This window comes from Limosilactobacillus gastricus DSM 16045, assembly GCF_001434365.1.
Taxonomy (GTDB): domain Bacteria; phylum Bacillota; class Bacilli; order Lactobacillales; family Lactobacillaceae; genus Limosilactobacillus; species Limosilactobacillus gastricus.
In genome coordinates, this window is record NZ_AZFN01000007.1 from 37,743 (window position 1) to 52,416 (window position 14,674).

Sequence of the window (14,674 nt, forward strand, 5' to 3'; positions counted from 1 at the left end):
CCCCCTTTAATAGTATTTATTTTTGTGTTTACTAAAAGGCCCAATGCATAAAATTTACACCCGACCCTTCGACTACACATGTTTATCATCATCTATTAAGTAACTATCTTCCAATTCCTGCAAAATCTGCCACATTTGCTTGTGCATGGTCTGCGCTAACGCATCCAAATCTCGCAAATTAATCGAGGTTGCATTCGTCTGTTGCTTATTAAACGATTTATGTAAAGTGGTGTAGCCATAACCAGATTCCTTAGCGACCCGATAAATGGTCAAGCCATTATGATCGAGATACGCTTTGATATCTATTCTCATCGCTGATCACTTCCTTTACGATTCTTAGTATACCACATTTGTGATATAACACAATAGTAAAATACCAAAAATTTGATATATTTTTTCTACTCGTTTTGATGAGAATTTTCTTAATTTATTTTAATTTTTATCTTGACAAGCTCTTCCCCTATTCGGTACACTTACATCATCAAAAACGAAAGGAAGATTAACCATGTTACAACAAGTCACTAATCAATCATGGCAAAGCCAGCGTTAGGTTGTTTTTTGTGTAACTGCACAGATGCAACCGATCAGAGTTCATCTGTGCTGGCTAATTTTCCTATACAAAAGCCCGCACATGAAAGAAGTGTGCGGGAGTTGCCAAACCGGCATTCCTGTTTACTCGGGAATGCCGGTTTTTTTATTCGAGAATTAGCTTTTTAAATCAATTGGAGGAATTAACATTATGAAACGTTTATACACTATTATTGGGATCTTAGTCGCCGTCGTGATCATTGCCTTAGTTGGCAATCAACTTAGCCAACGCTCAAATTCAACTAAACCCACGGTCGGTATCTTACAGTTGATGTCACATCCGTCACTGAATCAAATTCATAAAGGTGTCATTACCGGTTTGAAAGAAGAGGGTTACGTTAACGGAAAAAACATCAAGATTGATTTTCAAAATGCAGAAAATGATCAGAGTAACTTGAAGAGTATGGCAGAAAAATTTAAAAACGAAAACGCTAAAGTTACCATTGGGATTACTACCCAAGCCGTCCAAGCCCTCGCTAATGCTTCCAGCAAAACACCGATCGTTATGGGAGCGGTCTCCGATCCCGTTGGCTCAGGAATTGTCAAAAGCTTAAAGCACACGGGCAATAATGTTACCGGAGTTCAGCACGTTGAACCCGTCGCTCAACAAGCCAAGTTAATTCGGACCTTATTACCCAACGTTAAAACTATCGGGGTCATCTATAACGCGGGTGATGATGCGGCCACCGGTGAAGTGAAGTTATTCCAATCACTAATGGAAAAACAAGGGATCACGGTTAAGACCTACACCATTACTTCCACTAATGATATTGACCAAGTCAGCGCCAACATGGCGAGTGAAGTTGAAGCGGTTTACGTACCAACTGACAATACGGTTGCCGCTGGGATTCAAACACTTTTAAAGAATACTGATAGTGCAAACGTTCCCGTTTTTGGGAGTGTCCAATCCATGATTAAATCGGGTGCCGTGGCTACCTACAGTATCAGTCAATATGATATGGGTGTGTTAACCGGGAAAATGGCCGGTCAAATTCTTAAGGGTAAGAAACCTTCCGCCATGCCCGTTCAACATGTCAAAACCGGTCATTACTACATTAACACTACTGCCGCCAAGAAGTTTAATATCACCATTCCACAATCAATTTTAAAGAGTGCCAAGAAAGACGGGGTTATTTACAAATGAGTATTATTCTTTCCGCTATCGGTCAAGGTCTCCTCTGGGGGCTTTTAGGACTTGGCCTGTATCTTACCTTTCGAATCCTTGATTTTCCAGACTTAACCGTTGAAGGAACTTTTCCTTTAGGCGCCTGTGTCTGTGTCGCTGCCATTACACATGGTTTATCACCATTTATTGGCTTACTACTCTCCCTTTTAGCCGGGGCCTTAGCTGGCCTCGCCACGGGCCTTTTATACACCAAATTAAACATTCCCAATATTCTCGCGGGAATCTTAGTAATGACAGGGATGTACTCCATTGATTTACGGATCCTTGGTCGATCAAATGTTGGGTTATTGAATTATCAAACCTTTTTCATTTACGACTTCATTCAACAACTACCAGATTATTTGGGTGCCATTGTAATTGGGGTCATCTTCGTAGTAGTTGTGATTACCATCTTAACCGGCTTTATTAATACTGATTTAGGTCAGGCATTTGTCGCCACCGGTGATAATGAACGCATGGCGGCTTCCTTTGGGATTAACACCGATAATACCAAGATCCTTGGTTTAATGGTCTCAAACGGGATCATTGGTTTAGCTGGCGGGATGATTGCCCAGCATGATGGCTACGCGGACGTCAATATGGGAATTGGAACGATTGTGATCGGCTTAGCCGCCATCATTATCGGAGAAGTCCTGTTACCAAATCTTTCTTTAAGTGGTCGGTTAATTGCCATTATTATCGGGAGCATTGCTTACCGTTTTGTCATCTTAATCGTCTTACAACTCGGCTTTAATACCAATGACACTAAACTCCTCTCCGCTATCATCCTGGCCCTTTGTTTAGCCATTCCAGTACTCCGCCACAAGCTAAAACTCGATCACTTATTCAACCAAGGAGAGCAAAAATCATGACGACTTTATTGGAACTTAACCATATTTCAACGACTGTTAATGCTGGAACTCCTAATGAAAGGACTATCTTAAAAGACTTAAATCTAACAGTTGAACAAGGCGAATTTATCACCCTACTGGGGACTAATGGAGCTGGTAAATCGACGCTTTTAAACGTTATTAATGGTTCTTTAAGACCAAGCCACGGTCAAGTAGTAGTTGATCAACATCCGGTCACGAAATTACCAGAGGCGAAGCGGGCCAAATACATTGCCCAGGTCTTTCAAGATCCAAAATTAGGCACTGCTCCCCGGATGACGGTCGCCGAAAACCTCCTCTTAGCCGCCAAACGTGGCCAACGGCGCTCCTTAATCCCGCGTCGATTAAATGCCCATCTTGACGAATTCAAGCAATTAACCAGTCAATTACCTAACGGCTTAAGTGATCGTTTGACCACCGCTGCTGGCGAACTTTCAGGTGGCCAGCGCCAAACCCTGAGCTTTTTAATGGCGACCATGACTAAACCACAACTACTCTTATTAGATGAACATACCGCAGCTCTAGATCCCAATACTAGCCACCAGTTAATGACCTTGACGGATCAGGTTGTCACCCAACAAGAACTAACCTGCATTATGATTACCCATCAAATTAAAGATGCTTTAAAGTATGGTAACCGAATCATCATTTTAAATCAGGGCCAAATCGTCCTGGACGTTAAAGGCACCGACCGTTCAGACTTATCTGAAGCTGACCTTCTCCAATATTTTGAAGCCTGAATAGATTTTTAGGCTTTTCGCTACGGGACGAGTAAAATATAACTATATCTAAAATTAAGACTGCATTGGCAGTCTTTTTTATCTAGCGAGGTGATCTAATGCCATCAGAAAAACAAAAATTTATGCTTTCAGGATTAGCAACCGTTCTAGGAGCGGCTGGAATTAGTTTTCTGGTAAGTGAAAAATTATTTAAAATTGCCTTCCAACGGGTTAATTATGTCCCGGAGACCTCAGCTGACAAACAAAAATATGCCGACTTATATTGGGATTACGTCGCTTGGTTTAAAAAAGTTAATAAGGAACATTGGACCTTTTCGATGGATGACGATGACGACTTGATGTCCGCATACTTTATTCCAGCCAAAGAACCATCACTAAAAGCCGTAGTAATCTCACATGGTTATAGAGGCAATGGCGAAACGATGGCTAATTACGCAAAAATGTTTTATGAACTTGGTTTTAACGTTTTATTACCAGATGATCGTGGTCATGGTCAAAGTGCCGGTAGTTACATTAGTTTTGGTTGGTTAGATCGCATTGATTACCAGACCTGGCTTCATAAATTAATTGCGCGGCTGGGTGACCAAGTCAAAATCGTCCTCTTTGGGGTTTCCATGGGCGGGGCAACCGTTGAAATGTTAAGCGGGGATGAGTTGCCCGCACAAGTTAAATGCATTATTGCTGATTGTGGCTATTCCAGTATTGAAGATGAGTTGCAATATCTGCTCAAACGGCAATATCACTTACCGGCCCATCCCTTTTTACCAATGGTCTCAACTATTAATCGTCATCGCTTAGGATATTACCTTAAAGACGTTTCATCAACGAACCAACTCAAGAAAAATACGCGACCGATTTTCTTTATCCATGGCGAAAAAGACGTTTATGTCCCTAGTTGGATGGCCCTGGAAAATTATCAAGCAACGGAAGCACCGAAGAAACTCTGGCTGGTTAACCAAGCTACCCATGCGGAAAGTTTTTGGATTAATCCCGTTGATTATCAAGACCACATTACCGAATTTCTGCAACAATACTTTGATAATCCAACTACCAAACAATAACATGGCTGGGAAGATCACCTTTCTTCACCAGCCATGTTATTTATCGTTTATATTTTAAGACGATATGAATCAGGATCAAGGTAGCACCAACCCCGAAAATCGCCCCGCCTAGATACGAAAAGAGATCGTCATTGATTAATATTGCCGTCATTCCGCCAATGACAACCAATCCAATTGAAGTCACCAAGAGCCAATTACTTTTCATGATGGTTTCAATCCGTTCCTGCTTTTTTTGATCATTATTTACCTTCATCTCGATTGCGACACCATATAAAATGGCAATACTATTTAAAATTACAATTGCCACAAAGATGTAACCTACTATGTCGGTACTATTAATCATCCCGTTTGCATCCGCCAAAGTAAAAACCAAACAGATTAGGTTGATAAATTGTAACAAGACTATTAATGGTCGAATATTCTTTCTGACTTGTTGTTTAATAATTTGGTCTTTCATTTTCCCGTCCTCCTTTAATAATTGATCAATCGAGAGGTCAAAATATTCACTCAGTCGAATCAACATCGCAAGATCAGGATACGAGCGTTCATTTTCCCAACTTGAAATTGTTTTTCGTGATACGGACAAATCCTTGGCTATTTGGGCTTGGGTCACTTGTCGTGCTTGTCTTGATGCTTTTAATTGTTGACCTAAGTTCATTTGACCACCTCAAACTTTTAATTAATTTGAAATCGAAGGCGCGCTTAGTTGATTTCAAATTTTATGATAACGAATCTTTGGAAACCTGACTAGCTATGATCCGGTTACATCCGGATTTTTCAAGAGTTTACCTATTATATTGCCCGGGAAATAATTGACGATTCAGAAATCCCCCTTGACAATTATTAAAATTAAATTAGAATAAAACTATCAATTAGTAAACGAGGTTCATTATGTCAGGTCTAACAAACTTACAATTAAAGATGACCTTTTATTTCTGGTTCCAGCATTCCTAGGACCAGAACGTTTTGTGATGGTTTCTAGGACTTATCCCGGAAGCCATTCATGATCTTCTTTTACTAAAGAATAAATCACGATAGCCATCCGGGTGTTGAGAAATCAACCCCGGATTTTTGTTTATAAGGAGGACAACCATGCCACATTCAAATTTAGCAATTCGCTATAATTACCATCTTGATGAAATCAAACCCAATAATATTTTAACCTTCAATCAAGAAATTAGTTCCATCCCCGATATTGTCAAATTAACCTTAGGTGAACCAGATTTTAACGTCCCGGAAATCGGCAAACAAGCCGCCATTGCCAGTATCGAAAATAATGATTCTCATTATGCTCCCGGAACTGGCTCTGAGGCCCTGCGAAAGGCCATTGCTGACTTTTTAAAGGTCCGCTACCAATTAACTTACAGTCCTGACCAAGAAATAGTGGTGACGATCGGTGCGACAGAGGCCATCTATGCTTCCTTAAATGCCCTGCTTAATCCTGGAGATAAGGTTTTGATCCCCACCCCTACCTTCCCGCTTTACGAAACGGTGGTCCGGATGTTAGGCGGTGTCCCGATTAATCTTGATACGAGTTCTAATAACTTCGTCTTATCGCCAGCGATGGTAAAAGCTGCGCTCGATGAATACGGTCCTGCCGTCAAAGCAGTCATTTTAAACTACCCCTCCAATCCAACGGGAGTTACTTATTCCGCTAGCGACTTGCAGGCCTTAGCAGAGGTACTCGCCCAGAGCAAGGCGGTGGTGATTGCAGATGAAATTTACTCCGAACTCTTATATGATGGCCAACACGTTTCGATCGCTACTTATTTACCTGAACAAACCTTAGTCTTAAATGGGGCTTCGAAGTCCCATGCCATGACTGGTTATCGGATTGGCTTCATTGCCGGACCAACAGAAATCATGCAGAAAGTCAGTCTCGTCCATAATTTAATGATTACTTCCCCATCTGATCCAGCCATGGCCGCCGCCGTCCCTTGTTTTGGAACGGAAACCGGTCGACAAGCATCCGTTGAAATGCGCGCTGCTTACCAAATCCGGCGGGATTACATGGTTGAAGAACTAACTAATCTTGGCTTTACAGTAGCCAAACCAAACGGGGCCTTTTATATCTTCGCGCAAATCCCTCATCAGTACGGGAGCGACGATGTCCAATTTGCCCGTGATTTGGCACAAGAAGCTCAAGTTGCTACCATCCCTGGATCTTTCTTCGGTCCTGGGGGTGAGGGTTACTTACGGATGAGTTACGCCACCAGTTTAGATGACTTGAAAACGGCAATCAGCCGAATCCAGAATTTTCTTAATTAGAAAGGAGTTTTCCCAATGACCACAATCTTAATGACCAGTGTTCGTGATGATGAAATGGCTGCAATCAACCAATATGCTGAACAACATAATATCACCATCAAAACCACCCCAAAATTAATTGAAGACGCCCTTGATCTGACCACTGATATCGATGGTTTAGTGATCCAACAACGAGATCCCGTTCCCGACCATGTTTACCCCATCTTAAAGGAACACGGCTTAAAGCAACTAGCATCACGAACGGCCGGTTATGATATGGTGAATGTCCCCTTAGCTCATGAAAATGGGTTAATCGTTACCAATGTCCCGGCCTACTCCCCACGAAGCGTTGCCGAATTTGCTCTCATGCAAATTTTTCGTTTATTACGGAACACCTATGCCTTTGACCACCGCGTTGCGCAAAATGACTTCCGCTGGGCTGGATTACAATCGCTCGAAATTCACTCAGCCACCATTGGAATCATCGGGGTTGGCCGTATTGGTGGAACCCTAGCCAAACTTTTAAAGGCCTTAGATGCCCGCGTCTTAGGCTATGATGTCAAACCCCGGAGTGACTTAGCGGGAATTGTTGAATATGTATCTAAAGATGAACTTCTTCAACAAAGTGACGTGGTTTCGTTACATGTAGATCTTAACCCAACTTCCGTTAATTTATTAACGGCATCAGATTTCCGATTAATGAAAGCTAGCGCCGGCCTCGTGAATGCTAGTCGGGGACCGGTCGTTAATACAAGTGATCTCATCACGGCTTTAGAAGAACATACGATTAAAGCAGTCGCCTTAGATACGGTTGAAGGTGAAGGACCCGTCTTCAATGCTGACCTGCATCAAAAAGGAATTTCGGATCTTCAAATTGCTAAACTCCACGCTTTAGATAATGTTATTTTGACTCCCCACGTTGCCTTCTTTACTAATATTGCTGTTCAAAACATGGTTGACTTCGCCCTTGATGATGTCCTGACTATTTTGAACGGTGGTCATTCTAGTCACGAAATTAAGCCATAAATTTAAAAATAGAGATAGTATGAGGTTCACTTCAAATGAAGCTCCTGCATACTATCTCTATTTATTTATGGTAAGGCAACCCATTAATAATGGTATAGGCACGATAAACCTGCTCCGTTAATACCAATCGCATTAACTGGTGTGGTAAAGTGAACCGTCCAAAAGAAATGGTCGTATTAGCCCGTTGCATAACCGCTTGACTCAACCCCAATGAGCCACCAATCACAAAAGTTAGATCACTATGCCCATAAGTGGTTAATTGATTAATCTCCTTAGCAAACTCCTCGGAAGATCGTTCTTGACCTTGAATCGCTAAAGCAAAAACGTATTCCCGGTCCTTAATCTTATCTAGAATGCGAGCTCCTTCTTTTTCCATTACGCTCTGCATTTCGGCTGAACTTAATGATTCTGGGGCCTTCTCATCTGGAACTTCAATTATTTCAAATTTGGTATAGCGATTGAGGCGTTTGGCATACTCCGCGATACCTGCTTTAAAATACTTTTCTTTGAGCTTGCCTACTCCGATTATTTTGATCGTCATTTGTTTTCCTGCTCCTTTTTCTACTTATCCACAAGTTTTCCACAACATATCCACACCGCTTTGTGGATAGTCTTTTGTGTTTAATGGTTTTCCACATAAGTTATCCACAATTTAGCTTTGCTATATCTCGCACTAATAAATCCTATTAAATCAACGTTTCTAGCGATTTTTAGTTTATTTAATCCACTTATCCACATTCACATTTATAACCTGTGGATAAGTTATTAAGGATTAGTAAAGCCTATTATATCAGTCCTTGGTCCACCTGTGGATAACTCGTGGATATCTTTTTCCACAAAAAAGCTTGAAGTAGATTTACCCAAAATCTTTACTTCAAGCTTCATGATTAACTATTTGTACTGCTACTACTATTGCTAGCCTCTGACAAGGTAACAGTCGCCGTTTTTTCCTGACCATCATGATAGTAAGTAATTTTGACTCGATCGCCCACCTTATATTTATATAGGGCCGTCCGCAAATCACTAGCATCCGTCACCGTTGTTTTCCCAAATTTTGTGATGACATCATATTGACTGAGTCCGGCCTTAGCAGCCGCTCCATCATCGGTCACACTCATTACGACCACGCCGGAGGTTACGTTAGTTGGTAATTTCAACACTTCGGTCTGATCACTTTCCGTCACACTATCTAAATCAAGCATGCTAATTCCTAATGATGGTCGGGAAATGGAACCGTTCTTCACCAGTTGATTAATGACGCTTACCACTTCATTACTTGGAATGGCAAAGCCCATCCCTTCAACACTAGTTCCATCAATGCTGGATGATAACTTCATCGAATTAATGCCAATCACTTGTCCCGCCATATTAATCAAGGGACCACCCGAATTTCCAGAATTAATTGCGGTATCAGTCTGGATCACCTTGGTTGCTACCGAAGCATCACTAGCTCGAATAGTCCGATTAACGGCGGAGACAATCCCCTTAGTTACTGAATTAGCGTACTCCGTTCCCATTGGCGAACCAATCGCGAGGACATCTTGTCCCGCTTGAACCTGCTTTGAATTTCCAAATTCAGCAACCGTCTTAACATGACTCGCACTAATCTTGAGAACTGCTAAATCTGTCGTTTCATCCGTCCCAACAATTTTGGCTGAAACCTTTCGACCAGACGCCAGAATAACACTAACGGCGCTCGCTCCCGAGACCACATGGTTATTAGTCACAATATAGGCCGTTCCCGCTGATTTTTTATAAATCACTCCCGATCCTTCAGCCGCCGTTTCTAAGCCTGAACTATTAGTGGATGAAGAACTAGATGCATAGCCAAAGTCACCCATGTTACTGGTACTCGTACTTTGCTGATTAATAACACTGACCACGGCCCCTTTCACCTTGTTATATGCTTTGGTGGAGCTACTGGTTGCTACTTTACTATTATGAACTTTAGCTCCCCCAGAAGATCCAAAGCCACTGGCCACCGTACTGACGATCGTCGGCCAAACACTGCTAATGGTTTTTTGAACGCCCCAAAAAATTCCGCCGCCGATTAAGCCCGCAACTATCCCAACAGTGGCCACTTTCATCCAGAATAATTGTCGATTGCGATCATGATTGGAATTTCGCATTGATCATTTCCTCCGTACCCCATAGTTAATTTTTATTTTACCAGAGGATCTTGAAAAAGCTGTTCATATATCTTTACAAAATTGTTAAGCCCAAAGCCTGATCTGGTTCGGCATCAATCAGTTTAAAATCATGATCTACCCCCAGGTCATGGGTTTCTAGCTCTTCAGCAACCGTTAGATGGGCTAACGATCGTAAGTTATTATGTTGACTCCGGTGTCCCAAAATCACTTCTTTGGTTCGATCACCAATTACTGAAATTAAGGCCGCCGCTCCCTCTTCATTGGACAAATGGCCTTCATCCCCTAAGATCCGCTGCTTTAATGACCAGGTATAAGGTCCATTCCGCAACATCTCCGTATCATGGTTACATTCCATTAAATAGGCATCCGCATTTTGAATGATGCCGACCATCCGCTCTGAAACATATCCCGTATCAGTTAACAGACACAAGCTTTTATCATCGTGGTGAACCTGATAAAACTGGGGTTGAGCCGCATCGTGAGAAACTGCAAATGATTCCACCTGCAGATCACCAAAATCGATTACTTGCCCCGGTTGGACTTCAAAGCATTGATCACTTTTGACCTTGCCAATTTTGTTACTTATGGCATCCCAGGTGCCTTGATTAGCATAGACATTCACCCCATACCGCCGTGCAAGTACCCCAACGCCTTGGATATGGTCGCTATGTTCATGCGTCACAAAAATCGCTTCAATATCCGTCATCGATCGACCAATGGCCTGTAACCGTTCTTCAATTTTCTTCCCGCTTAATCCAGCATCGATTAAAATACGGTGCTGACCGGTTTCAATATAGGTTGAATTACCGGTGCTGCCGCTGGCTAAAATACTGTATTTTAATTCCTTTTCTAATGACAAGCTGATTACCTCTAATCATTTGTTTGAATAATCGTTCCCGTAATAGCGTTAACCCTTAAATAAGTGGTTTTATTATTAGATCGATCTCTTACTTTAGCTTCCCAAATTGGTGCATAAATATCCTGATTGTCTGATGAGCTAACTTTGGAAAAGCCATATTGAAGCCAAATAACCTTGGAATTACTTGGGATTTCATTATGCCGATACAATACCGCAATCGCTTGTTGCGAACTAATTGCACTCACCTGTTGGCGAAGTACTTTGATCCCTTTTAAATAGGTTTGAGTATAACCGGTTAATTTTTGACCACTCACCCGAAATTGGATTCTTCCGGTGGCATCAAGAACCGGAATGTCATCAATCATCTGCGTATAAACTAAGCGACTTTTGGTTGAAAAATCTTGATTGACTTGGTAGCTCTGCCCGTGTGCAATGCGAGAATTACTTCTTAACCAACTTTTAATTGTAGCTTTTTGATTAGCAATGGCAGTATTAAAGGTCGACGTAATTTGTGTTCCAGACCAATAGGCACTTTGTCGCGACAGACTCGTTACCTCATCACCCAAATCAGTGGACGAATTAACACTTATATAATAGCCCCTAGGCTGATGATTGGATAACTTAGGTACCGTGATCGAATCCGTTTTCAATTCGCGAAGTAACATCGCTTGTTGGCTGACACTTTGTCCTGAGTTGGACTGGACCCGCCAAAATCCCCAAAAAAAGGAAATGACGAGCACAATATCCAAAATGACAAAGGCAATCAAAAAGATGCCCTGAATTCGCCGGAAATTCATCGTCTATTCCTCCTTGAGTAAAGTCTGATATGGTACCCAATTTCCATTGTAATAAACATAATAGGTGGGTTCCAAAGTTACCGTTTCAGTATCATCATTGTTCCACGTGTAACCAATCCGCATCCCCTTAACCTTTTTTAATTGGCCGCTTTCCTTCAAAGCGTTGGAAACCACGGCCGATGAAGGCATGGTAACTGTTGTTCCATCACTAGTTTGGGGAAGACCCAAATAATAATTTGATAATTGGTAGCGTTCCATCCCATCATTATTGGACTTAATTAGGATGGTTCCATAATTTCGACTACTAAAAATCGGGAAGCCTTGGACAAAGCTGCGGTAAGTAACCGTTTGACCAGCTTGTGAAACCGTATCAAAGTAAATGCCCGTTAGATCAATACTCAGCTTTTTAAGGCGATTATAGAGATGACTTTCCAAACTTTGCCGACCATATTTTTGATCTTTCCCTAAATAATTATCGTATTGGATACTACCAGTTTGACGGTTATAGGTCATCCGATGCGAATTACCATTCGTATAAATGATTTGATTCCCATTTCTTTCTGTATCAATTGAATTGGAATTAGCAGTAGCTAATAAGGTCTGGGCTAAGTTATCAACATTATGTTGACTAACATCATAAGAATAGGTGGGTAGCGTATATTCGTGCGGATAAGATAAAATTGGCGTACAGTTAACAATCTTATGATCAACATCCACCCGTCGACCACCTTTAAGGGACTGCTTAATTGCCTTTAAACTTAATTGATCAACCTTGACCCGATAGACTTTCTTACCCTGGTCCGCGAGCAGATATACTCGGCCACGATCATTTAAGGGCACCACCACATAATTAACCGTTGCTAACCGATCGGCATCTAGGGACTGATCAAAAACTTGATTAAACACCGTCATTGAAACGTGGTCGGGGAAGGAAATTGTCACGGTGTTGGCCATTCGTAAATAATCCAAATATTTCCCATTATCACCATTCGCAACTCGATTCAGTCCACTCATTTTGGTTTTTGTTAGGGTTTGTTGAATCGTTAGCGCTGGGTTGCGCTTTTGATTATATAACAGCTGTTGACTCCCATCTTGTTTCGTCACGACTACCTGATTAGCTTGATAGACACTCCCAATGGAAGTAAGTGAATCATTAGTCGAACTAGTACTATTACTTGCTGGAATTCGATTGGCTTGATAAGGATTAATCCAGACACTAATTGATAGGACCACACTAATCACCACCGCAATGATTAGCCCGAGTGGCAGTAAATAATTAGTCTTCATCCACTTGATCATCCCAATCATCCTCCTCAAATGGTACGTATGGCAAAGCAATATAAAAGGTTGACCCTTTTCCTTCCGTACTGTTAACCCAAATTTGACCACCTAATAGGTTAATTACCTCTTTAGAAATCGCTAACCCTAAACCAGTTCCTCCTTGTTTACGAGAACGAGCTTTGTCAACTCGGAAGAATCGGTCAAAAACGTGTCGTAAATCTTTGCGCGGAATCCCCAAGCCTTGGTCAGCAATACTCAATATGACATGATTATGGGTGTCAGTTAATCGAGCCGTGATCACCCCACCATCCGGTGAATATTTAACCGCGTTGTTCATGATATTATCGATTACCTGCGTGAACTTATCAGGATCAATTTCTACCCATAAACTCTTGTTAGTAATATGCCGGTCAATAGTATATTTCTTTTGATCGGAATCATCCGCCGTTTCATTTTTAATGATCATGTCAAAGCGGTTCAAAATATAGTTAAAAAGTTCCCCGATGTTAACGTATTCCAAATCTAACTTGGTGGTCCCTGAATCCATTCGCGATAAACTTAACAGATCATTAATCATCCGGATCATCCGCTCGGTTTCATCTTCAACCACCTTTAGAAAGCGGGGACTCAATTCTGGATCATTGATAGCCCCATCACTAAGCGCTTCCACATAACTTCGGACACTAGTTAAGGGGGTCCGTAATTCATGGGAAACGTTCGAGACGAATTGTTTACGTTCTTCTTCTTCTTGTACTTGATCCGTAATATCGTGAAGAACACAAACCAGCCCACTTACGAATCCTGATTCTCGTTGGATTGGGGAGAAAGAAGCACTGATAATCGTATCGTCGGTTAACCCATCTAGAATCACTTCATTTTGGGCCTGCTCATTTTCTACTAGGTCACGAATACTGTAATTTTGACGAATATCTAAAACCCCCAGAATCGACTGACCGATCACTTCTTTCTCATCATCAACCCCTAATAACTGCAATGCCATATTGTTGATGATGATTACATTTCCGCGCCGATCCGTTGCTAAAACCCCATCAGACATGTGAGCCAGGACCCCATCGAGCCGGCGCCGTTCAGCATCCGTTGATTCTTGTGATTCTTCTACCCGAATGGACAGGTTGTTAATTGCCGCTGACAGCTGCCCCAGCTCATCATTGCCATTAACTTTAACGCGCCCTGAGAAATCCCCCCGCGCGATCCGTAAGGTTTGTTTCCGCATTTCTTCAATTGGTCGGGTAATTTCCCGGGAAATGATAATGGATAAAATCAAACCAATGATGATGGTAATCACCGTGGCCGATAAATATATTAACGAGATACTGGTAACGGTACTGTATACACTCTCTAAGCTAGCTCGAATATATACAACCCCCACCACATTGTTTGTATCGCCACTCATTAAAGGAATCGTCGTGATATAATAGTGGGTCTTACTGTCGCTGTCATAAACCGTTTCGGAATGACTTCGATTATTCACCAGGGTATTCTTGACGATTTGGGTATTAGCTTTTTGACCAACAACACTTTGATCCCGATTGCTGGTCCCTCGAATAATCCCTTTAGCATCTACCACGCGGATTTCAGTAATACTATTATTCTCAACCTTTTGTAGGGTGGAGTTAATATTTCGATTAGCGGTCTTGGTATTCGTCTGGACTAACTCTTGAGTTAAAGAATTTTCAACGTATGAAGGTAACTCAATTTGTTGCTTAAAATTAGTTAAGTTTTCGTGTTCTAATTGACGCACAAAAAGCGCCCCCACTATTTCTAATGTCAAAATCAACATTAGAACAAAGACAAGGGCGATTTTATATTGGATCGATTGATAAAATTTAATTTTACTGTTCAATCGTTT

14 protein-coding genes are annotated in these 14,674 nt (G+C 41.6%); 6 read left to right on the top strand and 8 right to left on the bottom strand.

Features of this window, described 5'->3' with window-relative positions; translation table 11 throughout:
- Window positions 1-72 precede the first annotated feature (72 nt).
- Window positions 73-312 carry a DNA-binding protein gene (locus FC60_RS03225; RefSeq protein WP_007122741.1) on the bottom strand — a complete coding sequence of 80 codons (240 nt, stop codon included), beginning with the start codon at window positions 310-312 and terminating at the stop codon, window positions 73-75.
- A 427-nt stretch (window positions 313-739) separates the two neighbouring features.
- Here FC60_RS03225 and trpX point away from each other — a divergent pair, with 427 nt between their 5' ends.
- The 4 genes from trpX to FC60_RS03245 all read left to right on the top strand — a co-directional run bounded on the left by trpX (window position 740) and on the right by FC60_RS03245 (window position 4,444).
- Window positions 740-1,732 carry a tryptophan ABC transporter substrate-binding protein gene (gene trpX, locus FC60_RS03230; protein WP_056937060.1) on the top strand — a complete coding sequence of 331 codons (993 nt, stop codon included), beginning with the start codon at window positions 740-742 and terminating at the stop codon, window positions 1,730-1,732.
- Window positions 1,729-2,625, top strand: coding sequence for an ABC transporter permease (locus tag FC60_RS03235; RefSeq protein WP_056937061.1), 897 nt, complete (start codon window positions 1,729-1,731; stop codon window positions 2,623-2,625). The genes trpX and FC60_RS03235 overlap by 4 nt, the downstream gene beginning before the upstream one ends.
- A complete protein-coding gene (locus FC60_RS03240) occupies window positions 2,622-3,383 on the top strand; it encodes an ABC transporter ATP-binding protein (RefSeq protein ID WP_056937062.1) in 762 nt (253 codons plus the stop codon). The genes FC60_RS03235 and FC60_RS03240 overlap by 4 nt, the downstream gene beginning before the upstream one ends.
- 122 nt (window positions 3,384-3,505) lie before the next feature.
- Window positions 3,506-4,444, top strand: a complete 939-nt coding sequence (locus tag FC60_RS03245; RefSeq protein ID WP_420804648.1) for an alpha/beta hydrolase — start codon at window positions 3,506-3,508, stop codon at window positions 4,442-4,444.
- A 40-nt stretch (window positions 4,445-4,484) separates the two neighbouring features.
- Here FC60_RS03245 and FC60_RS03250 read toward each other — a convergent pair whose 3' ends face one another.
- On the bottom strand, window positions 4,485-5,102 hold the full coding sequence (locus tag FC60_RS03250; RefSeq protein WP_056937064.1) for a helix-turn-helix domain-containing protein: 618 nt from the start codon (window positions 5,100-5,102) through the stop codon (window positions 4,485-4,487).
- 434 nt (window positions 5,103-5,536) lie between these two features.
- Here FC60_RS03250 and FC60_RS03255 point away from each other — a divergent pair, with 434 nt between their 5' ends.
- Window positions 5,537-6,712 carry an aminotransferase class I/II-fold pyridoxal phosphate-dependent enzyme gene (locus tag FC60_RS03255; RefSeq protein WP_056937065.1) on the top strand — a complete coding sequence of 392 codons (1,176 nt, stop codon included), beginning with the start codon at window positions 5,537-5,539 and terminating at the stop codon, window positions 6,710-6,712.
- Between the two features lie 15 nt (window positions 6,713-6,727).
- Window positions 6,728-7,717 (top strand): D-2-hydroxyacid dehydrogenase, encoded by a 990-nt coding sequence (locus FC60_RS03260; protein WP_056937066.1) that lies wholly within the window; start codon window positions 6,728-6,730, stop codon window positions 7,715-7,717.
- A gap of 61 nt (window positions 7,718-7,778) precedes the next feature.
- Here FC60_RS03260 and rlmH read toward each other — a convergent pair whose 3' ends face one another.
- The 6 genes from rlmH to walK form a co-directional block, all read right to left on the bottom strand.
- The gene (rlmH, locus tag FC60_RS03265; RefSeq protein ID WP_056937067.1) at window positions 7,779-8,258 is read right to left on the bottom strand and encodes a 23S rRNA (pseudouridine(1915)-N(3))-methyltransferase RlmH; all 480 of its coding nucleotides are present in this window, start codon (window positions 8,256-8,258) and stop codon (window positions 7,779-7,781) included.
- A 346-nt stretch (window positions 8,259-8,604) separates the two neighbouring features.
- On the bottom strand, window positions 8,605-9,846 hold the full coding sequence (locus FC60_RS03270) for a S1C family serine protease (RefSeq protein WP_056937068.1): 1,242 nt from the start codon (window positions 9,844-9,846) through the stop codon (window positions 8,605-8,607).
- Window positions 9,847-9,919: 73 nt separating this feature from the next.
- Complete coding sequence (locus FC60_RS03275; RefSeq protein WP_056937069.1) at window positions 9,920-10,726, bottom strand: MBL fold metallo-hydrolase; 807 nt, start codon at window positions 10,724-10,726, stop codon at window positions 9,920-9,922.
- Between the two features lie 11 nt (window positions 10,727-10,737).
- Window positions 10,738-11,523 carry a two-component system regulatory protein YycI gene (locus FC60_RS03280; protein WP_056937070.1) on the bottom strand — a complete coding sequence of 262 codons (786 nt, stop codon included), beginning with the start codon at window positions 11,521-11,523 and terminating at the stop codon, window positions 10,738-10,740.
- 3 nt (window positions 11,524-11,526) lie between these two features.
- Window positions 11,527-12,822, bottom strand: a complete 1,296-nt coding sequence (gene yycH, locus FC60_RS03285) for a two-component system activity regulator YycH (RefSeq protein ID WP_056937071.1) — start codon at window positions 12,820-12,822, stop codon at window positions 11,527-11,529.
- On the bottom strand, window positions 12,800-14,668 hold the full coding sequence (gene walK / locus FC60_RS03290) for a cell wall metabolism sensor histidine kinase WalK (RefSeq protein WP_056937072.1): 1,869 nt from the start codon (window positions 14,666-14,668) through the stop codon (window positions 12,800-12,802). The genes yycH and walK overlap by 23 nt, the downstream gene beginning before the upstream one ends.
- Between the last annotated feature and the right edge of the window lie 6 nt (window positions 14,669-14,674).